The following is a 22973-nucleotide window of genomic DNA, read 5'->3' as shown; positions in this document are numbered from 1 at the left end:
TCGAGAAAATAAATCGAATTGTCTTCTTTTTTCTAAACTAGAAGGCAGTTTTACAGTTCATTAAAACCCTTTAAATCGTTTTTTATGGTTGAAATAAGAGAGAGCGATGACAATGACTCCGAATAAAAGAGGAAAGGCAATCATTTTAGGAAAAGCTTGTAGTAGAGAGAGGATGTACAAGAAAAAAGAAACGATGACGGCTAGAATGATAAGTAAAATATACGTTTTTTTCATACAAAACACCTCCAAAATAGCTTTTTTATAGCTTATTCAAAAATGAAAACGTTTAGAATGTGACAAAAGTGTGAAATTCGACAAAAGGGGTTGTCATCTGACGTCGAATCTTGTAATATAATAAGCGTGAACGAATTCACATACAAACATATACCCCTTTGTTTGAACGTGAAAATTTCTCCCATCCCCTTTAATATTTTTATAAGCCGTAAAGAAAAAGACCTGGTGTTTACACCAGGTCTTTTTCTTTTGCTATCCATTTCCAATAACGCTCACATTTTACGTCAATCATTTGTACTTTTCGTTTCAGTTGTAATTTTTTTAGTTCACGTTCAATTTCTTGCTTCGAGCAGTCATATATAAATGCTACTTCTTTTGAAGAGATAAATTGTGTCGCTTCCAGTAATACTTCTAAAGGTGGTAATGGCTCTGGCTCGATTTCACATTTTACAAGTTCTTTCAATAATTGTACGTAGACGTCGTAGGAATACGTTCCAGCGATTTTAATACCTTCTTCATCTGAATTTGCATGAAAGAATACGAGAGAAGGTATTTCTGTAATATGCATTTCATTTGTGAATTTTAAGTCACATTGGAAAGCCTTTTTTGCGCTAGCGGAATATAGGTCTTTTTTAAATTCTTCTACATCAATATTGCTATCTTTTGCGCATGCAAGTAATAATTCGCAGTCAGGATTTGATACATTTTCAAGGAAAATATATTCTTGGAGTTTTCGCAAAAACTTCGAACCTGCTTTTCGGCCCTGCAACTCCGCTGCTTTAATTGCCATCGAAACTAAATATGGTGTTGACGATGCTTCTTGCATATGTACCTTTCCATCACATGAAAAACCTTGTAAACTTGTTGTCTTTTCCCACACAAATCGAATATTAGCAGGTTTATTCCATTTGTGTGAGGAAGCGTTCGTTCCGTCCACTTTTCCTGTTACGATATGACGAATAGAGAAGTATTTCCCGTACTCAAGCCATAGTTTAATAATAAAGGGCTCAATTTCCCAGCAATCTTTACAAAGTGGATCAATAAATAAATATGCTTCTACAGACTTATGCTCACATGCGGAAGGAGATGGCATATTGATATGCTTTGCTTCCTGTTTATCCATTATATTTCACCTGTTTCGTTTGGAGTATTAACCATATGCTGAGCAGTTAATGCTAAACGTTCAAAAACGAACTCTCTTATATGACCGTGCACTCCTGTGTCATCCATTGCTTGCTCCATGCACGATAGCCAAGCCTCTGCTCGTTTTGGAGTAATCTCAAACGGGAGATGGCGTGCTCTTAACATAGGATGACCATGTTCTTCAGTGTACAAATTAGGACCACCTAAATATTGTGTTAAAAATTGTTTCTGCTTCCTAGCTGTTTCGGTTAAATCATCCGGGAAGATGGGAGATAGGTCAGGGTGTTTACTGACATAGGAATAAAATGTGTCTACTAATATTGCAATGCATTGTTCACCGCCAATTGCTTCAAATGGTGTCATCGGTTGCTTGCTCATCCTTTTAAACTCCTTTTTCCATGAAATGTATATCTATTGTAGCAATGGAATGTTAGGGAGGGCAAATAAACAGCCTTCATAACGTTCTTTGCTTATTCTACAAATGTAAAAGAATCTTTTCTTTTTCAAAAAGTGAGATGTATCCACTAGTAGAACGTATTCACTAGTGGAATTTTCACTTTAGCGTGCTTTGTTTTGTTTGGCAAGGAAAAAGCGTTTTACTTTATTATTTGTATGACGGATTGGTATGTCGTGTTGCTTTAACAAATGAATAAATGAAGCTTTGCCTGCTTCTTCATCTTGCACTTCAAATTCAATTTCATAATCATCGTGATTGTAATAGAAACTATGATCAAAGACAAGCGTTCCGCCTTCAAATAGTGTTTCGGCTCTTTCAGTTGTTAAACTACCCATATAAGTTAAAGCAGAAACAGGAATTTGTAATGTGTGTAGTTGATCTACTACAGCGCCTTGAATAATTGTATTTGTTTCCATCATCAATCTTGCTTCATCTGCTGTTATAACTTGATGCGTTTCTAACAAGCCGACTTCTGCAGGTTGTTTCAATGTTAATGTATAAGTTGCTCCTTTATGACGAATACGAAGTGCAGAGCCAGCTTCTTTTAATGAGAAGCTCGGTGTTTCAAAGTAGTGATTCACCTGTTTCGTAAATCCTTCAATAGAGAATGATTTACATAATGTATTGAATTCTTCTTCTGTAACAATATTTTTAAATTCAATTTCAATTTCTTGTGTCATTGTATGCGCGCTCCTTTTGAAAAATAATTCTTTACACATTATCGCTTTTTCACAAATTTGGTTCAATGTTTTATTTGTTTGCGTCCATGTTATGATACAATAATACTGTTAAGTAAGACAGGAAGTTGAGATGGAGGAGTTAGAGCATGCAAAATAAAATCCAAGTTAAGAGCGTAGAAAAGAGAGAGAATGCTCTTATTTTTTGTGCGGAAAATAGTGAAATAGAGGTAAAGGAGTTAAGTGCGCGTAATCACGTACTTGTAGACTCAGATAATTTATCATTTTTATATATCTTAGAAAACGAATCATCTTTCATTTATGTAAGCATTCCGCATACATGCTGGGAAGCAATGCATGAAGCGATGAATAACGACGTGGTTATGTTCGTTCGCGTGAATGACATTGAAATGGAATTAGAAGGTTTAAAAGAAGAAGTAGAATATTTAGTTGAAAATATTGAAGGTAATGCAAATTACGGAGAAGAACTAGTAACTGCTGTAGAAAAAGTATTTCTATAAGCAAATGGATTGATTTTGGTGGTGGTTGAAATGAATCGAAATTGGGAAGAATTTTTAGCACCTTACCACCAAGCGGTGGCAGAGCTGAAAGTGAAACTAAAAGGAATGCGTACTCAATTTGCAATGTTAACAGAGCATTCTCCAATTGAGTTTGTAACAGGAAGGGTAAAGTCGGTTGCAAGTATTATTGATAAAGCGGAGAAGAGAAATGTACCGTTAGACAGGCTAAGAGAAGATATGCAAGACATCGCGGGCCTTCGAATGATGTGTCAATTTGTTGATGAGATTAAGCCTGTTGTAGAATATCTTAGAAAACGAAATGACTTTGAAATCGTGGAAGAACGTGATTACGTCACGCAGAAGAAAGATAGCGGTTATCGTTCTTATCATGTTGTCATTAGTTACCCCGTTCAAACGATTCAAGGTGAACAAAAAGTATTGGTAGAAATCCAAATACGTACGCTAGCAATGAACTTTTGGGCAACAATTGAGCATTCTTTAAATTATAAATATAGTGGGCGTTTTCCTGAAGATATTAAAATACGCTTGCAACGTGCAGCGGAAGCAGCATTTTTATTAGATGAAGAAATGTCTTCTATCCGTCTTGAAATTCAAGAAGCGCAGAAGGCTTTTTCAAGAAAGCAAGAAACGAAAGATTCCGAATCATAAACTAAAGGGTGTTGGGCGATGAAATTTACAATTATGTCAAAGGGAGATCAATCATCAGATGCACTGGCAAGCACGATGAAAGAATACTTGCTAGATTTTGGATTTATAATGGATGAACAGGAACCCGATATTGTAATTTCTGTTGGGGGAGATGGAACGCTTTTATATGCGTTTCATCGTTATTATAATCGATTGGATGAAACAGCATTTGTTGGTGTACATACAGGGCATTTAGGTTTCTATGCAGATTGGTTACCGACAGAAGTAGAGAAATTAGTAATTGCAATTGCTAAAACACCATTCCAAGTGGTGGAATATCCGCTTTTAGAAGTGATTATTCGCTATGTGAATGGGAGTAAAGAGTCACAGTATTTAGCGATGAATGAAGCGACTGTGAAAAGTGCAGAAGGTACATTAGTAACAGAAGTGGAAATACGCGGAGAGTACTTTGAAACGTTCCGCGGGGATGGCCTTTGTATTTCTACTCCTTCGGGAAGTACTGCGTATAATAAGGCGCTTGGCGGAGCAATTATTCACCCTTCTATTGAAGCGATTCAAATTGCGGAAATGGCATCTATTAATAACCGTGTGTTTCGTACGGTAGGTTCGCCGCTCGTATTGCCGAAACATCATACATGCGTGCTGAAGCCGACTGCAGGAATGAACTTACAAATTACGGTGGACCATTTAACGATGGTTCATCAAGATGTGAAATCAATTCAGTATCGCGTGGCAAACGAGAAAGTACGATTTGTTCGTTTCCGACCGTTTCCGTTCTGGAAACGAGTTCGTGACTCGTTTGTTGCAGATAAATAGAAAGGGTTTATATATTTGAACAGATTTACATTGAAATGGGATATAGACTCGGCTGAGGAAGGAACTTTGGTTAGAGAATTTTTAAAAACAAAAGGGATCTCCAAAGCCGCATTAACGGATATAAAGTTTCACGGCGGAGCTATTGAAGTAAATGGTCAACATGCGAGCGTTCGCCATCAGTTGCAAGCTGGTGAAGAATTACGTGTCTTTTTTCCAGTGGAGGAAAGAAGTGAAGGGATGATTGCAGAAGATATCCCTTTATGTATTGTATACGAAGATGATGCAGTTCTTGTCATAAACAAAGAGGCGAACATGTCAACGATTCCGTCTAGAGAACATCCGGCTGGAAGTGTTGCAAATGCACTTTTATCTCATTATGATAAGCAACATCTTGCAAGTACGGTGCACATCGTAACGAGGTTAGATCGTGATACTTCAGGGCTTATGCTTATTGCAAAAAATCGTTTCGTACATCATCTTTTATCGAAACAGCATCAACAAAAAGCTGTGAAAAGAACGTATGAAGCGATCGTTCACGGTGAGATGGTAGAAAGAGAAGGAACGATTGACGCACCGATTGGACGAAAATCGGATAGCATTATTGAGCGAACCGTTTGTGAGGATGGGCAAAGAGCTGTTACTCATTTTAGAGTGATCGATAGCGCGAATCATAAGACGCACGTATCACTTGAGCTCGATACAGGGAGAACGCATCAAATTCGTGTACATATGGCGCACATAGGACATCCGCTACTTGGCGATAATTTATATGGTGGAAAAAGAGATGAAATGAAGCGACAAGCGCTTCACAGTACATCCTTGACGTTTTATCATCCTATTTTAGAGAAAGAAATGTCTTTCACTACACCGATTCCAAGCGATATGCAAGCGGTATTAAGACATACTTAAAAAGGGAACAAAATTCTTATGTAACGAAGAATTTTGTTCCCTTTTTTCTTAGCGGAATAATATTAAAATTTGGTTTTCACCCGTGCGCTTTATAACGAAAAAGCCACTTTCAGATTTTGTAGCAATGCCATCGTTATTTGGACGACAATATCCATGCGTTTCGCAAGTACCGTCATCACGTACTAACATTTGTCCAATTAATCCGACAGGAAGCCACTCGTTACGGTCTTTTCTTGCTATATATTTGCAAGCTGGATCCCATTCTGTATTTAAAAGGGGTTGTATGTCTTGCGATTCCGTACGTACATATTGACGTTTTCCAAAGCTATCTGTTTTATAGCGTTTTTGCCAACTTAAAGCGCCGCTATTTCCTATAAGAGCGGGGGTGGCGCTAGATATTCCTAAGATGAATGAATCGTTTGAAGTAGCGATTCGAATTTTTTCTTCGCTACTAAATGTAACGAAATAACCTACATCAATAAAAGTATTGTCTACTGTTTCAAACATTTGCGCAAAATCAGTTCCGCTTGCATTGTAAGAAGCGCCCTCAATGTACATTTCTCCATTATGAGCAAGCCACTTTGCACCGATATTATGATCGGTTTCATTTGTGCCGTTTGCAATAAACCAAGAATAAGATTCATCTGCTGTGCCGAAGCGCCCCATAATATGGCTACCTGCAAAATGAGCTGTTGATGTATGATTACCTTCCGCATGAGAAGAGAATCCGTTAGCGATAGTCGCGGTTCCTTCTGCATGTGCTGCTTCGCCTAAAGCGATTGTATGTTTACCTTCTGCATGAGAATAAGCGCCACTTGCTGTCGTTTCACTTCCTTCACTATGGGAACTATGTCCAGTTGCTTTCGTTTTTGATCCTTCTGCATGAGAGAAAGAACCTTTTGCATGTGTCAGAAGTCCTTCTGCATGTGAAGCTGTACCCTCTGCATGAGAGTGAAGACCCTCTGCATATGCATACCGCCCATCTTTTTTTACTTTTGTATTTTCAGATGTAGGGGTCTGAATGATAATCGTTTTTTCTGTTTGTATATCACCTGATGGTACTAATGCTTCTTTAATTTTTTTCACTTGATTTATAATAGCAGCTGGAATTTCTGCTTCCGCTTTTTTATTTATTGCTACAGGGCTGTTTTCTTCTGTATTCTTCTCTACTTGCTCAGAAGGCACAATCTGTTCAGGATGAGTAGAGAGAGGTTTATTTTTTTGCTGCATCTTTGCTTTTCTATTATCAATTATGCGGCTCATTACAGCATTCTGTAATGAGACATATTTTGGTCTATCTTTGTTTTTTGTGGAAGCCTCTTGTTCTTCCAGTTCTTCTACAGCTGCAGCTCGAATGCTGCACCAGTTGTTAATTCCGTACATGGGCAGATAAAAAGGCGGGCATTTTCTTTTTTGTTTAGAAGATTTTTTCTTCATTCTGTCACCTCCTGCGACAGTATATGCCGTGTCATTAAAAAAAGATGCACTTTATTGCATCTTTTTTTAATGACTTTACCTAGTTTTTATATGAGAGACGCCTAAATGATACGGTAATCCTTACATATGGGTTATGAAATTGGGCGGAATTTCTCAGGGACAAAAGGCAGGGAGGAAGGAACGGAAACAGTCTCCATTTCAGGATAACGTAGTCCAGTTAGTTTGCCACCAAATACAGCACCAGTGTCAATATTGACTGTATGATTTACAAAGCGAGGTTCTTTTACGGGTGTATGTCCATATACAACCCAAGCTGTTCCTTTATACTCCTTCGCCCAGTCGCGACGGACAGGAGAGCCGTCAGCATGTTTTTCTCCTGTAATATCGCCGTATAATACAAAGGTTTGTACTTTTTTATCTTTTCTTCCTATGTAATCTTGCCGAATGCCGGCGTGACACATAATTAACCTTTTTTCATCGAGTACATGATATAAAGGGGATTGCTCGTAAAGTGTGATGAATTTTTCTTTTATCATGTTTTGTTGATGAGAAGGCAGTGCTTCATATTCGGCAACAGTTGTTTCGAGTCCATGAGCGATTGTCACATTACGTCCAAGGAAAAATCGGTATAGCTTATTGCAGTGATTTCCCGGAGCGTAATACGCTACTTTTTTATTTATGACAAGTTCCCATACAATTTCAATCATACGTAATGAGTGAGGACCGCGATCTGTGATATCGCCAACAAAAGCAAGCTTGCGTTGATCAGGGTGAATCGGCAAGTCACTATTCCAGTTATATCCGAGTTTTTTCGTTAAATCTTGAAACTCTTGGAAGCATCCATGAATATCCCCTATAATGTCATATTTCATATGTAAACCTCCATCATATTTTTCATTAGTATATCTAAAAAAGGATAGAGATAAAAATATACCGCTTTTGTGCTTCAGTTGAACATAAAGATTTTCGTTCTTGAGCGGACGTTTAAAACAAATCCAATCGCTATCATGTATGTGAGTAAGGAGCTTCCTCCGTAGCTCATAAGGGGTAGTGTGATGCCTGTAATAGGTAGTAATCCGATTGTCATCCCGATATTTTGAAATACTTGAAAAGTAAACATTCCGATTGTACCAGCGCAGATGTAACTGCCGAAAGGGTCATTACTTTCTATAGCGATATGAATCATGCGGAAAATAAGTAGGAAAAAAAGCGCAATAATGACGCTTGCGCCTAAAAATCCGAATTGCTCAGCGACATTCGTGAAAATAAAATCTGTATGTGGTTCTGGAAAGTATACTTGTCCATTTTCCCAACCTTTTCCTTGCATTTCTCCTGATCCGGTAGCTAAGAAAGCTTGTCTTAATTGATAGCCTTGCGCATCATATTTGTATGGCGCTAACCAGCCGTAGAAGCGATTTAGTTGATATTCTTGTAAAATGTGTGCTTTAAAGAATTTTGTATGAGTGAAAAAAATATACGTTAATGTAAAGCCAGCTACAAAGATACCGGAAACTAACCCGAAAATAAAACGCCAACGTATACCAGAAACTAATATCATTGCTGCGAGCATAGCTGAAATTACCATTGTGTTTCCTAAATCAGGTTCCTTTGCAATCAGTAGTAATGGCGGCAAACTTGTTGCGCATATTTTTCCGAGTAATAGAAAATCGTCGTGTATTGTTCGGTAAAAATATTTCTCATTATGATTAGCTATAATTCGTCCGATGACAATAATTAAAAACAATTTCATAATTTCGGAAGGCTGGAAATTTCCGATGCCTGGGAGCCTGTACCAAGCGGTCGCACCTTTAATTGTAACGGCACCTGGTACTTGAAATTCTAGTCCAATAAGTAGTACCAATGCAAAGCTATATAAATACCAAGCAATTTTTTGATAACGATCGAAATCGATAATCATAATGATACCAATGGCTATGAATCCAATGAAGTACCACTGGATTTGCTTTAATACAAAATTTACATGTTGTAAAAATGGTGGTAAAGAGGCTTGTGCACTTGCAATTGCAAAACAACTAACAATTCCAATGGCAAATAAAATGAATAGCAATACGTAGTCTATTTGATATTGAGAATTTGAATCTTTCAATGTGTGTATTCCTTTCTATCGCCTAGTAAGTATGTGGATCATGTCATGATAAAAATAATATACAAGCAGACTATGCATACATTTATTCCACTATTTGCGGGAAGTCATACATCACAAGGAAGGAATTCCCCCTTGTGATGGATTATATTGCATGGAGTTCTTTTGTAACTATATTCAAACAATGAGAAAGGCGAGTATGTGTATCGGTCGTTGGAATGAGTTCTGGATATAGCTGATAAAATGTTGTAGCATTTTTATACCATTCGCAAGCTTTTAACAGACTCGTTTTGTAATAGTCAATCTCTTGTAGAAAACCATATTTTTTTGAATGTAAAACGAGATGTGAAAAATCTTCGCAACCTTCAAGGTATTTGTGATGTACTTGCTGTCCCGTATGAAGGCGGAAAGAACTTAAAGGTTCCGTGATGTAGATTGCATCACCTTTGGAAAGTAAACTGATCCAAGAAGCCATATCAACACTACAATTATAATTTCTCCCATTTAAAGTACCGAAAGGTTCTGTTAATAGGCGTTTTCGAAAGAGTACAGTCGTAGGTTCACCGATAATATTTTGTCCTAGTATAAGCATATGGTTTCCAAGATCTCTCCCATTTAGTAGAGTATCTTCATCATATAATCTTTTCATGGAGGGATGTTGTTCAATTATCTCTCCATCGTCATTAATCCAAGTACGATAAGATGTAATAAGTGCGAGATTTTGATCTAAGTCTTTTTGGAAATAAAACATCATTTTTTCAATTTTATTATTATAAAATATATCATCGTCCATTAAGAAATTTATGTACTCTCCATTTGACTGTTCTAAGAGCATAAGGGCGTTATGAAATTGTCCTAAAGTAGAGGGATTTCGAATGTATTTTATATGTTTATACTTATGTAAATAATGTCTGTATATTAATTTTTCTGTTTCATTATTTGTACTATCGTCTCCTACAATAATTTCAATATTCGAATACGTTTGTGCTAATGCACTTTCTAGAGCAATTTTAAAATAATGTGGTCGATTATAGGTAGGAATAAGGATGGAAACGAGAGGTGAATTTTTTATATTATCCATATACAACTACCTTTCAGAAATTTTTTGTGTAAGAATCATATCTTGATAACTTGTGTGTTTCGTTCTGCCACACCATGAACCATAATGGAGAGGAGTCTGTACTTCTAGCCCATATTTATTTAATAGAGTACGAATATCTTCCTCAGGATAGGCAACTGCGAAATTCGGGATATCTTTATTTAGAACATAACAATTGTCAATTTGATGATAAAAACCTAACGTACTTAGTCCTGCATTTAAGTAATAGGAAGATTCAGGGTTAATTAAAAAGAAAGTAATAAAACATCTCCCATCCTTTTTCAAAACTCGAGAAATTTCACTTAAGTAATGCTCTAATTCTTTCGGAAGGAGGTGGGTAAATATAGACGTTAAAAAAATAAAATCAAATGATTCATCTCCATATGGAAACTTGTATTGGGAAGCATCTTCTTTTCCATCGGGATTGTAGAATTGGTTATATATATCGACATGTTCAAAATGGAAATTGTTACGGCGTTTTGAAATGTTATTTTTGCACCATGTAATTCCCTTATTAAATAAGTCAAATCCATAATAATTACCATCATCGCTTAAATAGTTCATTAATGGAACCGCCATCCGGCCGATACCACAGCCTACATCTAACACTGTTTCATTTGATTTTAAATTGCCAATTTCAATAAAATACTGCATAAACTCTTTTCCAACTTCTTCAAAATGACCACCTACATATTGAACAAGTTCTGGAGGTGGGATTAATGTGATTTTTTTCTCATTTTCGTTCAAAAAATTCACACCTTTCTTATAGTAAAGTAGGAAATTTCTACTTTATATTGAGGGGAGCTTTGCTTTTATTCATTACAAGATTGGTTTTCATGAATTAGTAGTATAATAGTACCCCTCAACTAAATATTTTTTTATTCTATTCTTTTCTCCAAAAAATACCGAAATCATCAATTTGAGTCATAGGAGTTTTTATGTTTCTTTCACTTCTGAAATCTGTTACAGCCTCTGCGCATGTTATCAATCCATAATCATCAATAATAATAAAGCCGCCTGTTGAAACTTTATCGTATAAATTTACAAGACTATCCATCGTTGATTCATACATATCACCATCAAGGCGAGCAATTGCAATTTTTTCTATCGGTGCTGAAGGCAATGTATCTTTAAACCAACCCTTTAAAAATTTCACCTGATCATTTAATAAATCATATTTTCTAAAGTTTTCTTGCACTGTTTCTAAAGAAACTCGTAAGTAATCGAATGTGTGCAAATAATCACCGTAATCTTTCGGATATTGTTCTAAGTTAGGTGCGGGCAGACCTTCAAACGAATCGGCAACCCATACAGTACGATCCTTAATGTTGTTTGCTTGTAAAAACCCGTTCATAAAAATGCATGATCCTCCGCGCCATACACCAGTTTCAATAAAATCACCTTCTATATTTTCCCTGACTACAGTTTCCATCGCCTCTTGTAATTGATTCATACGTTTTCGCCCAACCATACTATGTGCAGCTCTTGGCCAATCCTTGCCACCTTGCCGCTCATTGTTTGAAACATTAGGATTAACGATTTTTAAATTGTGATTTTCTACATACTGCTTAAGAAATAAAGGAAGTGGAACCGTAACTGGTTCATATGATAGTTCTTTAGATATATGTAACGAAGCAGGTAAGTATGGTTCGTATTCTAACCATATTTCAAATAAAATTGTTTTCTTTAATAACTCAAGATAAAGCTGGACAGCCGATTTATTTTCCATATAAGTGCCTCCTGCGGAATGTCATACAACATTATGACTATGTAGAAAAGGAAGATTTAATGATTGAATTTAAAAATGAAAAAGCAGTAAAACTGATATCAGTTTTACTGCTAAGTAAAAAAATTAAGCGATTTTTTCAATAATAATAGATGCATTTGTACCAAGAGCTAATGATAGCCCAACCCCTGTAACAATTACTTCAACTAATGATGGAGTTGTCGTAATTTGCGTAATTGCTTGAACAACGATAGGTGCTCCAACTGAGATTAAAGTAGCCCCAGTACCTGGTACAGATACCCCATTTACTTGAATTGTAAGCCCCCCTAATACACTTACTGCTGCAGTATATACGATAACAGTGATTTTATAGAATCCAGTTTCACTAATTACGAAAGTATCAGGATCTAATTGAGAAATTGCTGTACCAAACTGAGATCCAACAGTATTAAATGGTACTGGAGCATTAAGTCCAAGATCCAAAGAAATCCCAGCGGAGTTAAATGCATACAATCCTGCTGGAAGTCCTAGCCCTGATGGTCCAGTCAGTCCAGTCGGTCCAGTAGGCCCAGTCGGTCCGGTAGCCCCAGTCGGTCCAGTAGCACCAGTGTCACCAGTAGGCCCAGTTGGTCCAGTAGCACCAGTGTCACCAGTAGGCCCAGTTGGTCCAGTCGTACCAGTTGTACCAGTCGGTCCAGTGTTACCAGTTGGTCCAGTTGGTCCAGTTGTACCAGTAGGCCCAGTAGGCCCAGTCGGTCCAGTAGGCCCAGTAGGCCCAGTTGGTACAGTAGGCCCAGTAGGCCCAGTCGGTCCAGTCGGTCCAGTAGGCCCAGTCGGAAGGGTAAACGGTGGTATTGGTGGTAATGTTGGTCCTACAAGATTAGGGTCAAATGCACTAGCTGATAAAGATTCATCGGGATTCAATCCATCTGAATAATTATTATTTGACATAAATTCACCTCCATAAAGCGTTCATTATATAGTAGATGCAAAACCGGAAGAAAATGACACGGACATTTGAATTATTGAAAAGAAATCTTAAACTGCTTGTGCAAGTTAAAAAAGTGGAAAGTTTATTGTATGTATAACATATGATTGATTTGGAAGAGGGTGATTATGTTGAACAAGCAAGGAATTACAATTAGTTTATGTATGATTGTTCGAGATGAGGAAGATACAATCGGTCGATGTTTAGATGCAGTCGGAAAAATTGTTGATGAAATTATTATAGTTGATACAGGTTCCATTGATCGAACGAAAGAAATTGTAGCTCAATATACCTCTAACATATATGACTTTCCATGGATTAATGATTTTGCGGCAGCGAGAAATTTTTCTTTTTCAAAAGCAACGCAAGAGTATATATTGTGGCTAGATGCAGATGACGTATTATTAGAAGATGCTCAAGAAGCATTGAAACTCTTAAAAAGAGAATTAGATCCTAAAATTGATGCTGTTTCGATGCCTTATCATCTTGCATTGGATTCTAGCGGGAAACCTTTATATTGTACAAAAAGAAATCGACTTGTAAAGCGTGAAAAACAATTCCAATGGTTTGGAAAGGTTCATGAGTATTTAGCTATTTCTGGTGAAACTTTTAGTAGTAATGTTGCTATTACACATAAAAAAGAAAAAAAGGTAACAAATCGTAATTTGAAAATTTTTCAAAATGCTGTAGCTGCAGGAGAAGAATTGAGTCCGAGAGATTTATTTTATTACGCTAATGAATCTATGGATAACCAAAAATATGATGATGCAGTTATGCTATATGAAACATTTCTTAATCAAGATGAAGGATGGTATGAAGAGAAAATTTATGCATGTGGTAAGTTAGGAGATTGCTATGCAAAGCTTGGATCATGGGAAAAGGCAATTGAATCTTGCGTGAAGTCGTTTCGATATGATGTTCCTAGAGGGGAGAATTGTACAAGAATAGGATATATATATATGGAACAACAAAAATATAACGAAGCGATATTTTGGTTTAAACTTGCAACGGAAGTACCAATGGCGACGGAGAGTCCATTTCATAGTCCAGCGAGCTACACATGGCTTCCCTATTTACAAATGTGTATTTGTTATAGCAAGTTAGGAGATCAAGACAAAGCTTATTATTACAACGAATTAGCGGCTGCTTATGTTCCAAATAATGCTGCAATCGAATATAACCGCAAATATTTTCGGGATGTTTTTGATAAACAATATAAATCGTTATAGGCAGCTTTTTTTAGAAATGGCTCATCGCGATTCTAACTCTAATAGATTGGCTATATAGTAAAGTATCGGCAATGTAACTAGTACAGGTTACATTTATAGACTTTAAATGAGATTTATATTTCAAATTCAATTTGCATAAGGAGTGTGTAAAATGAATTCCCCAAAAAATTCTTTATACGAAGAAAAGTCTGGGCATTATTATAATGCAGTGAATCCGAATTTATTAAAGCATATAAAAAAGGAATGGAAAGAAGTTCTTGATATCGGTTGCTCGAGTGGTGCATTGGGAGCCGCAATAAAAGAAAATGGCACACGTGTATCAGGAATTGAGGCATTCCCGGAAGCGGCAGAACAAGCAAAAGAAAAACTAGATCATGTCGTTTTAGGCGATATAGAAACAATGGATATGCCGTATGAGGAGGAGCAATTTGATTGCGTTATATTTGGTGACGTATTAGAGCATTTATTTGATCCTTGGGCTGTAATAGAAAAAGTAAAACCATATATAAAAGAAAATGGCGTAATTTTGGCTAGTATACCGAACGTTTCGCACATTTCAGTATTAGCTCCCTTACTCGCTGGAAATTGGACGTATACAGAATATGGGTTATTAGATAAAACACATATTCGTTTCTTTACATTTAATGAAATGCTACGAATGTTTTTAAAAGCAGGCTTTTCAATTAGTAAAGTAGATCGTGTATATGTTGATCATAAAATGTATGAACCGCTTATTGAGGAATTATATGGAATTTGTAAAAAATATCGTCTTGGAAGTGGCTTCATGGCTGAGACGGTTGTATTTCAATACATTATTGAAGCAGAAAAATCACAATTATGAGTGCCGCAGATAAAACAATATTATTTGTTACATGTATAAATGATCGGAAAATGTATGCACAGTGTGTACGACATATATTGAGTTTAGCAGTGCCTCCAGGATATATTGTACAATTTATGCCAATTCGGAATGCGAAAAGTATGACGAGCGGATATAATCAAGCGATTTCGCATCCAGCGAAATATAAAGTATATATACACCAAGATGTTTTCATTATGAATGTGGCATTTTTATACGGATTACTTCAATTATTTAACGAACATGAACATCTTGGAATGATTGGAATGATTGGAGCGCAATATGTTCCTCCAAACGGGATATGGAATGAAGGCAAGGGAGTTGTTGGGAAAGTAATTGGGTATATGAACGATTTATTTTATATGGCAACTCAAGAACAACCGTACCATGAGGCAAAAACATTTATACCTGTGGAATGTATAGACGGTTTATTGATGGCAACGCAATACGATATTCCGTGGCGAGAAGACTTGTTTGATGGGTTTGACTATTATGATGTATCTCAGTCATTTGAATTTAGAAAAGCTGGCTATACAGTTGGGGTTCCTGTACAGCGTGATGCGTGGTGCATTCACTATCATATTGATGTGAATATGACCAACTATGACAAGTATAGAAAGATATTTGTGGAGCACTATATGTCAGATGTAAATCAAGACGAATAGAGGGGCTACAAAATGAAGGATCGTACAATATTAGTTGTTGTTTGTGTGAATAATGAAGAGCTATTTGAACAATGCGAGAGACAAATAAGAAACCTTTTTGTTCCCCCTGATTATGTCGTGCAAATTTTTCCGATACGAGATGCGAAAAGTATGGCAAGCGCATATAACCGAGCACTTTCATATCCCGCGAAGTATAAGGTTTATATACATCAGGACACGTATCTTATTAATCGAGAGATGTTTTATACACTTATTTCCCTGTTTAAAGATAATGAAAAGCTCGGCTTAATTGGAGTAGCTGGAGCCCAATTTTTACCGAGTAACGGGATATGGTGGGAAGGGAAAAATTTAGTAGGGAAAGTGATTGAGTATAGAAGACGGAATTATCAATTATTAAATTTAGATCAGGGGTTTTATGGAAGTCAATCTTTTATGTCGGTGCAGGCAATTGATGGCTTATTCATGGCAACGCAGTATGATATTCCGTGGCGAGAAGATTTGTTTCAAGGGTTCCACTTTTATGATGTATCACAGTCTTTAGAGTTTCAAAGGGCTGGTTATTTAATTGGTATCCCAAATCAATCAAATTTATGGTGTATTCATTATAACGGGGATGAGTTTGATGCGGATACATATGAGGAGTATCGGAAAGTGTTTGTAGAACATTACAAAGATATATTATCTCCATCATAAGGGAGAGATGCAGGATGAAAGGAATTATTTTAGCAGGTGGAACTGGATCAAGATTATATCCAATAACGAAAGTAACGAATAAACATTTGCTTCCAGTTGGACGGTATCCAATGATTTATCATGCAGTATATAAGCTAAAACAATGCGAAATTACAGATATTATGATTATTACAGGTAAAGAGCATATGGGAGATGTTGTTAGTTTTTTAGGAAGCGGCCAAGAATTTGGCGTGTCCTTTACGTATCGTGTGCAAGATAAGGCTGGCGGAATTGCGCAAGCATTAGGGCTTTGTGAAGACTTCGTTGGGAATGATCGCATGGTAGTTATATTAGGAGATAATATCTTTTCTGATGATATTCGTCCGTATGTTGAAGAGTTTGCAAATCAAAAAGAGGGTGCGAAAGTACTGCTGCAATCTGTAGATGATCCGGAGAGATTTGGCGTAGCGCATATTCAAAACGACAAAATAATTGAAATTGAAGAAAAGCCGAAAGAGCCGAAAAGTTCCTATGCAGTCACAGGAATTTATTTGTATGATTCGAAAGTCTTTTCTTATATAAAAGAATTAAAACCTTCCGCAAGGGGAGAGCTTGAAATTACAGATATCAATAATTGGTATTTAAAACGTGAGGTACTTACTTATAATGAAATGAGCGGTTGGTGGACTGATGCAGGAACTCATGTTTCTCTTCAAAGGGCGAATATGTTAGCGCGGGATATAAACTTTGGTAAACAGTTTAACGGAGAATAGGTGAGAATATGGAAGTTATAGAAACAAACTTTACCGACGCAAAATTGTTAGAACCGAGGTTATTTGGAGATGAGCGTGGCTTTTTTACTGAAAGTTATAATAAGAAGGTGCTAGAAACATTAGGGATTACGTATTCATTTGTACAGGATAATGTTTCGTATTCGACAGAAGCGGGAACGATTCGGGGGTTACACTTTCAAAAAAATCCGAAAGCACAAACGAAACTTATTCAAGTTATGCAAGGAGCAATTTATGACGTTATCGTTGATTTGCGAAAAGATTCACCAACGTTTAAACAATGGAGAGGATATATTTTAAGCGCGGATAATCATCGGCAATTATTAGTGCCAAAAGGATTTGCACATGGTTTTTGTACACTTGTCCCGCATACTATTGTTATGTATAAAGTAGATGAGTATTATAGTGCTAATCATGACTCAGGGGTACTTTGGAATGATAAAGACTTAGCAATTCCATGGCCGGTAACAAGCCCTATTTTGTCTGATAAAGATCGAATATTACCATCGCTTCAGGAATGTGAAGATAGTTTTTGAGTAGGAGAGTTGTGTATGAATATATTAGTAACAGGTGGGGCCGGATTTATTGGAAGTAATTTTGTGCATTATATGTTACAAAGCTATGAAACATATAAAATTATTAATTTCGATGCATTAACATATAGTGGAAACTTAAATAATGTAAAGTCTATTCAAGATCATCCGAATTACTATTTTGTAAAAGGTGAAATTCAAAATGGAGAGCTGCTGGAGCATGTTATTCAGGAACGTGATGTGCAAGTCATTGTCAATTTCGCAGCTGAATCACATGTGGACCGTAGTATTGAAAATCCGCTTCCTTTTTATGATACAAATGTAATTGGGACAGTCACTTTATTAGAATTAGTAAAAAAATATCCGCATATTAAACTCGTGCAAGTATCAACGGATGAGGTGTATGGCTCTTTAGGAAAAACAGGGCGATTTACCGAGGAAACCCCGTTAGCTCCAAATAGTCCATATTCTTCAAGCAAAGCGAGCGCCGATATGATAGCTTTATCTTATTATAAAACATATCAATTACCAGTTATCGTAACGCGTTGTTCCAATAACTATGGGCCGTATCAATATCCTGAAAAATTAATTCCGTTAATGGTTACGAATGCGCTCGAAGGAAAAAAATTACCGTTATATGGCGATGGATTAAATGTAAGAGATTGGCTACATGTAACGGATCATTGTCGTGCGATTGACGTTGTTTTGCATAAGGGACGTATAGGAGAAGTATATAATATAGGTGGAAATAATGAAAAAACAAATATAGATGTTGTGGAACAAATTATTACTCTCTTAGGAAAAACGGAAAAGGATATTGAATATGTGACAGACCGTTTAGGACACGACCGCCGTTATGCGATTGATGCAGAGAAAATGAAGAATGAATTTGATTGGGAACCGAAGTATACGTTTGAGCAAGGGTTACAAGAAACGGTGCAATGGTATGAGAAGAATGAGGAATGGTGGAAACCATTAAAAAAGTAAGGGGTATATAAATGAGAGAACGGATTATCATAACAGGAGCAAATGGTCAATTGGGAAAGCAACTACAAGAAGAGTTAAATCCTGAAGAATATGACATATATCCATTTGATAAAAAGTTACTAGATATAACAAATATATCCAAAGTGCAGCAAGTAGTACAAGAAATAAGGCCACATATCATTATTCATTGTGCAGCGTATACGAAGGTTGATCAAGCTGAGAAAGAACGAGATCTTGCTTATAGAATAAATGCAATAGGGGCTCGAAATGTAGCAGTTGCCTCACAAATAGTGGGGGCGAAGTTAGTTTATATTAGTACGGATTATGTATTTCAAGGTGATAGACCGGAAGGGTACGATGAATTTCATAATCCGGCGCCGATAAATATATACGGGGCTTCTAAATATGCGGGAGAGCAGTTCGTCAAAGAGTTACATAATAAATACTTTATCGTTCGTACGTCATGGTTGTATGGTAAGTATGGAAATAATTTTGTGAAAACGATGATGCGATTAGGGAAAGAAAGAGAAGAAGTATCTGTTGTAGCGGATCAAATCGGTTCTCCTACGTATGTGGCGGATTTAAATGTAATGATTAATAAGCTCATTCATACTTCTTTATACGGTACGTATCACATATCCAATAGAGGATCATGTTCTTGGTTTGAATTTGCAAAGAAAATATTTTCGTATGCAAATATGAAAGTGGATGTATTACCGGTTTCAACTGAAGAATTTGGAGCGGCGGCAGCGAGACCAAAATATTCTATTTTCCAACATAACATGCTACGATTAAATGGTTTTTTACAAATGCCTTCTTGGGAAGAAGGATTAGAGCGTTTTTTTATAGAAACAAAAAGTCATTAACAATTTTCAGTTAATGACTTTTTTGTTTGCCTTTAAGAGGTTTTATGTTACTATAATTATAGTATCAGGTACTAATAACAAGTATAAGTATTTCTGGGAGGATATATCATGGAACTATTACAAGGGAAAACATTTGTTGTTATGGGCGTTGCGAACCAAAGAAGTATTGCATGGGGAATTGCTCGCTCTTTGCATAATGCAGGTGCAAAATTAATCTTCACATATGCAGGAGAACGTTTAGAGAGAAATGTTCGTGAATTAGCGGATACATTAGAAGGACAAGAATCACTTGTATTACCTTGTGATGTAACAAATGATGAAGAACTTACAGCTTGTTTTGAAACAATCAAGCAAGAAGTTGGTACAATTCACGGTGTAGCGCACTGTATTGCTTTTGCAAATCGTGACGACTTAAAAGGTGAATTTGTAGATACTTCTCGCGACGGATTTTTACTTGCACAAAATATTAGTGCATTCTCTTTAACAGCTGTAGCAAGAGAAGCGAAGAAAGTAATGACAGAAGGCGGAAATATTTTAACGTTAACATATCTTGGCGGCGAGCGCGTTGTGAAAAACTATAACGTTATGGGCGTTGCGAAAGCTTCATTAGAAGCGAGCGTGAAATATTTAGCGAACGATTTAGGCCAACATGGCATTCGCGTTAACGCTATTTCTGCAGGTCCAATTCGTACGTTATCTGCAAAAGGTGTAGGCGACTTTAACTCAATCTTAAGAGAAATTGAGGAGCGCGCACCACTTCGTCGTACAACAACTCCAGAAGAAGTTGGGGATACAGCAGTATTCTTATTCAGTGATTTAGCACGCGGCGTAACAGGAGAAAACATTCACGTTGATTCAGGGTATCATATCTTAGGATAATTATAATATGAACTGTTAAAGGACAATCTCTACATGTTGAGATTGTCCTTTTTATTTGTTCTTGGAAAGAACGATTTTTAACGAAAGTTCTTACCATGTGATGAATATAACTATAATAGTACACGATTTATCCAGCTACGTATGGAAGTGGGAGGGACGAGTGTGAAGAATAAAAATAAAAGTTCAACAGTTGGAAAACCGTTGTTATATATTGCGCAAGTAAGTTTGGAACTTGCTGCACCGAAAATAAAAAGAATTATTTTAACAAACTTTGAAAATGAGGATCGAAAAGAGGAAAGTAATAGAAACGAAAATGTTGTAAGTAGTGCTGTGGAAGAGGTCATAGAACAAGAACAGGAACAACAAGAGGAGCAGCAAGTGGAAGGGAAAATAGAAGAAGAGGAACAAGTACAAGAACAGCAAGAGCCAGTGAGAACTGTTCCATATAATAAATCATTTAAGGATATGAATAACGAAGAGAGAATTCATTTTTTATTAAATCGCCCTCATTATATTCCGAAAGTAAGGTGCAGAATAAAAACAGCTACAGTTTCATATGTTGGATCAATCATATCGTATCGTAATGGAATTGTAGCGATTATGCCACCAAATAGCATGCGAGATATTAAGTTGTCTATAGATGATATCCAGTCGATTAGTATGGCCGGCTTTTAAATATGTAAAGGTGGTAGAAATCTTCTACCACCCCAATAGTTTTTTAGTTTACTTCACTTATTAGATAGAAACGTCGCGTAAGCACTGGATAGCACAGAAACAGCTTAAATCAACAGTAAGGCAAGTGTTAGTTGATACTAATCTTGCATTTGGTACAGCTAAAAACGTACAAATTGGATTATCACCAGGTGGTACAGGAGAACCGTCACCTAATACAACAGTTAATACACGTAGCACAGCACAGCTATCATCATCTACACTTTCCACACGGAAAATTGGAGATTGGCAGCTAACAAGGCTTGCAGATGGTGCAAATGCTTCAAATGCTGTTCCAGCTTTTGTGTATAAAATAAAAGGGCGTGTATTTGCTACTGAAGCACTATTGTGTGCCCCTAAAAATGGGATTTCACAACCAGATCCACACGTTGTTGTAGAACAATCTTGTAATTCATTGATGAATTTTACAACGTCAACTACACAATGAGAAGAGCCATGGTGTTTATTTTCGTTACAACTCATTAATGTCACTCCTTATCTTCTTGTTTGTATTTACATTAATAAGATATTGGAGTCGAGGAGATTTGGTCACAATCTCAAGACCTTTTTTTTTAAATAGGCGAAAGAAGATAAGGGAAGGTGGAATCATGCTGTTTACAAGTTGGCTTTTATTTTTTATTTTCGCGTTAGCGGCTTTTAGGCTCACCCGTTTAATTGTTTATGATAAAATTACAGCTTTTTTGCGAAGACCGTTTATTGACGAATTAGAGATTACAGAGCCGGATGGAAGTGTATCAACTTTTACAAAAGTAAAAGGTAAAGGATTAAGAAAGTGGATTGGCGAATTATTAAGCTGTTATTGGTGTACAGGTGTATGGGTTAGTGCTTTTTTATTAGTTTTATATAATTGGATTCCAATCGTTGCAGAGCCGTTACTTGCGTTATTAGCTATTGCAGGAGCAGCAGCAATCATTGAAACGATTACAGGATATTTTATGGGAGAATAATATATTTTCATACTAAGAGAAAAAGCGGAGTTTAAAAGAATGAGGGAACGGAAATAAAGAGTTGTTCATATAGTAAATAGACAGAATTGACAGTAGAGGAGATGTTTGCTGTGAGCAATAATCCAAGGCAAAATTCATATGACCTGCAGCAATGGTATAACATACAGCAACAGCACTATGCACAACAACAGGCATATCAAGAACAATTGCAACAACAAGGATTTGTGAAGAAAAAAGGATGCAATTGTGGGAAAAAGAAGAATACAATAAAACACTATGAAGAATGAAACACTCATGCTACTGTGAGTGTTTTTTATTATACATATAAAAAGCGGTATTTCAATGAAGAAATACCGCTTTTTACTAACCAATTTGTGAAACTGTTAATGCTGCAGCACGGATGTCTACAGTTCCAATTAACTCAACTGGTACAATTTGAATTAAGTCACCAGGGTTTAAGTTAATAAGAATAACACCACTGGATACGTCTACTTCACCAGTACCAATAACGTTAGAACGAACCGCTGTACCTGATCCAGGAATAATGTTAGCCGGTGTACCTAATGATAAGAAGAAACGACCAGCTTCTGGTGCAGTAGGTACATTATCAAGACTAATTGTTAATGTATAACTGATTTGATAAATACCAGCTCGTAGAATTCGAATGCCATCTCCGACACTTACTGTATCATTTATTACAGGAACAGGAATATTTGGGTTTGGACTTACGCTAGGTAATAGTAGTGGTGTAAATAATGAAGCGAACTGAGGTGCAGACGCGTTGAAAGCAAAACCGAAGGCAGGTAGTGTACTAGCTGGTTTCGCCTCACAATCGATTTTTGTAAATTCGCAATCAGAAGAGAACATGTTTTTCACTCCTTTATCTGTTTCTACTTTCAGTTAATGAAAAGGACAGGTTCTATGTTCTAGACAAGTTCCCAATTTTAAGAAATTTACATAATAATACTCGTTAAGCATGGATTGGGTGGCAGATAATTCTGCCACCCAATCCATGCTTAACTCATTATTTAGT

Annotated in this window: 29 protein-coding genes; 16 read left to right on the top strand and 13 right to left on the bottom strand. The window is 36.6% G+C overall.

Features of this window, described 5'->3' with window-relative positions:
- Positions 1-60: 60 nt before the first annotated feature.
- From PDK19_RS19120 to PDK19_RS19105, 4 genes are all read right to left on the bottom strand, one after another.
- The gene (locus tag PDK19_RS19120; protein WP_000754593.1) at positions 61-234 is read right to left on the bottom strand and encodes a hypothetical protein; all 174 of its coding nucleotides are present in this window, start codon (positions 232-234) and stop codon (positions 61-63) included.
- A gap of 229 nt (positions 235-463) precedes the next feature.
- Positions 464-1357: a ClpXP adapter SpxH family protein gene (locus PDK19_RS19115; RefSeq protein WP_000360652.1), complete on the bottom strand. Its 894-nt coding sequence runs from the start codon at positions 1355-1357 to the stop codon at positions 464-466.
- Positions 1357-1755, bottom strand: coding sequence for a globin domain-containing protein (locus tag PDK19_RS19110; RefSeq protein ID WP_000043381.1), 399 nt, complete (start codon positions 1753-1755; stop codon positions 1357-1359). The genes PDK19_RS19115 and PDK19_RS19110 overlap by 1 nt, the downstream gene beginning before the upstream one ends.
- A 180-nt stretch (positions 1756-1935) precedes the next feature.
- A complete protein-coding gene (locus tag PDK19_RS19105) occupies positions 1936-2514 on the bottom strand; it encodes a CYTH domain-containing protein (RefSeq protein WP_000191109.1) in 579 nt (192 codons plus the stop codon).
- 146 nt (positions 2515-2660) lie between these two features.
- On the opposite strand from PDK19_RS19105, the gene PDK19_RS19100 reads away from it, so the two are divergent.
- The 4 genes from PDK19_RS19100 to PDK19_RS19085 are packed head-to-tail and all read left to right on the top strand — an operon-like array spanning position 2661 to position 5426.
- Complete coding sequence (locus PDK19_RS19100) at positions 2661-3032, top strand: hypothetical protein (protein ID WP_001180003.1); 372 nt, start codon at positions 2661-2663, stop codon at positions 3030-3032.
- Between the two features lie 30 nt (positions 3033-3062).
- Positions 3063-3701, top strand: coding sequence for a GTP pyrophosphokinase (locus PDK19_RS19095; RefSeq protein WP_001081482.1), 639 nt, complete (start codon positions 3063-3065; stop codon positions 3699-3701).
- A gap of 18 nt (positions 3702-3719) precedes the next feature.
- A complete protein-coding gene (locus PDK19_RS19090) occupies positions 3720-4517 on the top strand; it encodes an NAD kinase (RefSeq protein WP_000673185.1) in 798 nt (265 codons plus the stop codon).
- Between the two features lie 15 nt (positions 4518-4532).
- Entirely contained in the window at positions 4533-5426 is an 894-nt protein-coding gene (locus PDK19_RS19085) for an RluA family pseudouridine synthase (RefSeq protein ID WP_049113696.1), read from the top strand.
- 48 nt (positions 5427-5474) lie between these two features.
- Here the strand turns inward: PDK19_RS19085 and PDK19_RS19080 are convergent, their stop codons facing one another.
- The 7 genes from PDK19_RS19080 to PDK19_RS19050 form a co-directional block, all read right to left on the bottom strand.
- Entirely contained in the window at positions 5475-6863 is a 1389-nt protein-coding gene (locus PDK19_RS19080; RefSeq protein WP_000730501.1) for a peptidase G2 autoproteolytic cleavage domain-containing protein, read from the bottom strand.
- 131 nt (positions 6864-6994) lie between these two features.
- The gene (prpE, locus tag PDK19_RS19075; protein WP_000872678.1) at positions 6995-7735 is read right to left on the bottom strand and encodes a bis(5'-nucleosyl)-tetraphosphatase PrpE; all 741 of its coding nucleotides are present in this window, start codon (positions 7733-7735) and stop codon (positions 6995-6997) included.
- Positions 7736-7809: 74 nt separating this feature from the next.
- Positions 7810-8970, bottom strand: coding sequence for an FtsW/RodA/SpoVE family cell cycle protein (locus PDK19_RS19070; RefSeq protein ID WP_000655327.1), 1161 nt, complete (start codon positions 8968-8970; stop codon positions 7810-7812).
- Between the two features lie 142 nt (positions 8971-9112).
- The gene (locus PDK19_RS19065; protein WP_000368760.1) at positions 9113-10048 is read right to left on the bottom strand and encodes a glycosyltransferase family 2 protein; all 936 of its coding nucleotides are present in this window, start codon (positions 10046-10048) and stop codon (positions 9113-9115) included.
- A 6-nt stretch (positions 10049-10054) separates the two neighbouring features.
- A complete protein-coding gene (locus tag PDK19_RS19060; protein WP_270707835.1) occupies positions 10055-10813 on the bottom strand; it encodes a class I SAM-dependent methyltransferase in 759 nt (252 codons plus the stop codon).
- 136 nt (positions 10814-10949) lie between these two features.
- Positions 10950-11795 (bottom strand): TylF/MycF family methyltransferase, encoded by an 846-nt coding sequence (locus PDK19_RS19055; RefSeq protein ID WP_000428858.1) that lies wholly within the window; start codon positions 11793-11795, stop codon positions 10950-10952.
- Positions 11796-11918: 123 nt separating this feature from the next.
- On the bottom strand, positions 11919-12743 hold the full coding sequence (locus PDK19_RS19050) for a BclA C-terminal domain-containing protein (RefSeq protein WP_270707832.1): 825 nt from the start codon (positions 12741-12743) through the stop codon (positions 11919-11921).
- Positions 12744-12908: 165 nt separating this feature from the next.
- Between PDK19_RS19050 and PDK19_RS19045 the strand changes: the two genes are divergently transcribed.
- The 10 genes from PDK19_RS19045 (at position 12909) to PDK19_RS19000 (ending at position 20936) form a co-directional block, all read left to right on the top strand.
- Entirely contained in the window at positions 12909-14009 is a 1101-nt protein-coding gene (locus PDK19_RS19045) for a glycosyltransferase (RefSeq protein ID WP_000932904.1), read from the top strand.
- A 151-nt stretch (positions 14010-14160) separates the two neighbouring features.
- Positions 14161-14850, top strand: a complete 690-nt coding sequence (locus PDK19_RS19040) for a class I SAM-dependent methyltransferase (protein WP_001087863.1) — start codon at positions 14161-14163, stop codon at positions 14848-14850.
- A complete protein-coding gene (locus tag PDK19_RS19035) occupies positions 14847-15533 on the top strand; it encodes a glycosyltransferase family protein (protein ID WP_014893215.1) in 687 nt (228 codons plus the stop codon). Before PDK19_RS19040 ends, PDK19_RS19035 begins: the two co-directional genes overlap by 4 nt.
- Positions 15534-15545: 12 nt before the next feature.
- Positions 15546-16226 (top strand): glycosyltransferase family protein, encoded by a 681-nt coding sequence (locus tag PDK19_RS19030; protein ID WP_014893214.1) that lies wholly within the window; start codon positions 15546-15548, stop codon positions 16224-16226.
- Between the two features lie 14 nt (positions 16227-16240).
- Positions 16241-16978, top strand: coding sequence for a sugar phosphate nucleotidyltransferase (locus PDK19_RS19025; protein WP_000676172.1), 738 nt, complete (start codon positions 16241-16243; stop codon positions 16976-16978).
- Positions 16979-16986: 8 nt separating this feature from the next.
- Positions 16987-17532 carry a dTDP-4-dehydrorhamnose 3,5-epimerase gene (gene rfbC, locus PDK19_RS19020; protein WP_000451990.1) on the top strand — a complete coding sequence of 182 codons (546 nt, stop codon included), beginning with the start codon at positions 16987-16989 and terminating at the stop codon, positions 17530-17532.
- Positions 17533-17547: 15 nt separating this feature from the next.
- Positions 17548-18516: a dTDP-glucose 4,6-dehydratase gene (gene rfbB, locus PDK19_RS19015; RefSeq protein ID WP_001024149.1), complete on the top strand. Its 969-nt coding sequence runs from the start codon at positions 17548-17550 to the stop codon at positions 18514-18516.
- Positions 18517-18527: 11 nt separating this feature from the next.
- The gene (gene rfbD, locus PDK19_RS19010) at positions 18528-19382 is read left to right on the top strand and encodes a dTDP-4-dehydrorhamnose reductase (RefSeq protein WP_270707827.1); all 855 of its coding nucleotides are present in this window, start codon (positions 18528-18530) and stop codon (positions 19380-19382) included.
- Between the two features lie 108 nt (positions 19383-19490).
- Positions 19491-20261: an enoyl-ACP reductase FabI gene (gene fabI / locus PDK19_RS19005; protein ID WP_000421885.1), complete on the top strand. Its 771-nt coding sequence runs from the start codon at positions 19491-19493 to the stop codon at positions 20259-20261.
- A gap of 141 nt (positions 20262-20402) precedes the next feature.
- Entirely contained in the window at positions 20403-20936 is a 534-nt protein-coding gene (locus PDK19_RS19000) for a spore coat CotO family protein (protein ID WP_074614861.1), read from the top strand.
- 60 nt (positions 20937-20996) lie between these two features.
- On the opposite strand, the gene exsY is transcribed toward PDK19_RS19000, so the two are convergent.
- Positions 20997-21455 carry an exosporium assembly protein ExsY gene (exsY, locus tag PDK19_RS18995; protein ID WP_001277726.1) on the bottom strand — a complete coding sequence of 153 codons (459 nt, stop codon included), beginning with the start codon at positions 21453-21455 and terminating at the stop codon, positions 20997-20999.
- Positions 21456-21580: 125 nt separating this feature from the next.
- Here exsY and PDK19_RS18990 point away from each other — a divergent pair, with 125 nt between their 5' ends.
- Both PDK19_RS18990 and PDK19_RS18985 read left to right on the top strand, forming a co-directional pair.
- On the top strand, positions 21581-21940 hold the full coding sequence (locus PDK19_RS18990) for a DUF1360 domain-containing protein (protein ID WP_000899662.1): 360 nt from the start codon (positions 21581-21583) through the stop codon (positions 21938-21940).
- 101 nt (positions 21941-22041) lie between these two features.
- Entirely contained in the window at positions 22042-22227 is a 186-nt protein-coding gene (locus PDK19_RS18985; protein ID WP_002194706.1) for a hypothetical protein, read from the top strand.
- Between the two features lie 76 nt (positions 22228-22303).
- On the opposite strand, the gene exsF is transcribed toward PDK19_RS18985, so the two are convergent.
- A complete protein-coding gene (exsF, locus tag PDK19_RS18980; protein WP_000492932.1) occupies positions 22304-22807 on the bottom strand; it encodes an exosporium protein ExsF in 504 nt (167 codons plus the stop codon).
- Positions 22808-22973: the final 166 nt, after the last annotated feature.

It is taken from the genome of Bacillus cereus group sp. BcHK124, assembly GCF_027712065.1.
GTDB lineage: Bacteria > Bacillota > Bacilli > Bacillales > Bacillaceae_G > Bacillus_A > Bacillus_A pacificus.
This window is presented reverse-complemented; position numbering and strand designations above follow the sequence as displayed.

Coding starts and splice junctions, on each gene's coding strand:
- PDK19_RS18985 (WP_002194706.1), top strand. CDS start 22,042: ATGTTTGCTGTGAGCAATAATCCAAGGCAAAATTCATATGACCTGCAG.
- PDK19_RS19110 (WP_000043381.1), bottom strand. CDS start 1,755: ATGAGCAAGCAACCGATGACACCATTTGAAGCAATTGGCGGTGAACAA.
- PDK19_RS19045 (WP_000932904.1), top strand. CDS start 12,909: ATGTTGAACAAGCAAGGAATTACAATTAGTTTATGTATGATTGTTCGA.
- PDK19_RS19000 (WP_074614861.1), top strand. CDS start 20,403: ATGGAAGTGGGAGGGACGAGTGTGAAGAATAAAAATAAAAGTTCAACA.
- fabI (WP_000421885.1), top strand. CDS start 19,491: ATGGAACTATTACAAGGGAAAACATTTGTTGTTATGGGCGTTGCGAAC.
- PDK19_RS19090 (WP_000673185.1), top strand. CDS start 3,720: ATGAAATTTACAATTATGTCAAAGGGAGATCAATCATCAGATGCACTG.
- rfbD (WP_270707827.1), top strand. CDS start 18,528: ATGAGAGAACGGATTATCATAACAGGAGCAAATGGTCAATTGGGAAAG.
- exsY (WP_001277726.1), bottom strand. CDS start 21,455: ATGAGTTGTAACGAAAATAAACACCATGGCTCTTCTCATTGTGTAGTT.
- PDK19_RS19025 (WP_000676172.1), top strand. CDS start 16,241: ATGAAAGGAATTATTTTAGCAGGTGGAACTGGATCAAGATTATATCCA.
- PDK19_RS19095 (WP_001081482.1), top strand. CDS start 3,063: ATGAATCGAAATTGGGAAGAATTTTTAGCACCTTACCACCAAGCGGTG.
- PDK19_RS19030 (WP_014893214.1), top strand. CDS start 15,546: ATGAAGGATCGTACAATATTAGTTGTTGTTTGTGTGAATAATGAAGAG.
- PDK19_RS19050 (WP_270707832.1), bottom strand. CDS start 12,743: ATGTCAAATAATAATTATTCAGATGGATTGAATCCCGATGAATCTTTA.
- PDK19_RS19120 (WP_000754593.1), bottom strand. CDS start 234: ATGAAAAAAACGTATATTTTACTTATCATTCTAGCCGTCATCGTTTCT.
- PDK19_RS19105 (WP_000191109.1), bottom strand. CDS start 2,514: ATGACACAAGAAATTGAAATTGAATTTAAAAATATTGTTACAGAAGAA.
- PDK19_RS19100 (WP_001180003.1), top strand. CDS start 2,661: ATGCAAAATAAAATCCAAGTTAAGAGCGTAGAAAAGAGAGAGAATGCT.
- PDK19_RS18990 (WP_000899662.1), top strand. CDS start 21,581: ATGCTGTTTACAAGTTGGCTTTTATTTTTTATTTTCGCGTTAGCGGCT.
- prpE (WP_000872678.1), bottom strand. CDS start 7,735: ATGAAATATGACATTATAGGGGATATTCATGGATGCTTCCAAGAGTTT.
- exsF (WP_000492932.1), bottom strand. CDS start 22,807: ATGTTCTCTTCTGATTGCGAATTTACAAAAATCGATTGTGAGGCGAAA.
- PDK19_RS19035 (WP_014893215.1), top strand. CDS start 14,847: ATGAGTGCCGCAGATAAAACAATATTATTTGTTACATGTATAAATGAT.
- PDK19_RS19115 (WP_000360652.1), bottom strand. CDS start 1,357: ATGGATAAACAGGAAGCAAAGCATATCAATATGCCATCTCCTTCCGCA.
- PDK19_RS19055 (WP_000428858.1), bottom strand. CDS start 11,795: ATGGAAAATAAATCGGCTGTCCAGCTTTATCTTGAGTTATTAAAGAAA.
- PDK19_RS19080 (WP_000730501.1), bottom strand. CDS start 6,863: ATGAAGAAAAAATCTTCTAAACAAAAAAGAAAATGCCCGCCTTTTTAT.
- PDK19_RS19040 (WP_001087863.1), top strand. CDS start 14,161: ATGAATTCCCCAAAAAATTCTTTATACGAAGAAAAGTCTGGGCATTAT.
- PDK19_RS19065 (WP_000368760.1), bottom strand. CDS start 10,048: ATGGATAATATAAAAAATTCACCTCTCGTTTCCATCCTTATTCCTACC.
- rfbB (WP_001024149.1), top strand. CDS start 17,548: ATGAATATATTAGTAACAGGTGGGGCCGGATTTATTGGAAGTAATTTT.
- rfbC (WP_000451990.1), top strand. CDS start 16,987: ATGGAAGTTATAGAAACAAACTTTACCGACGCAAAATTGTTAGAACCG.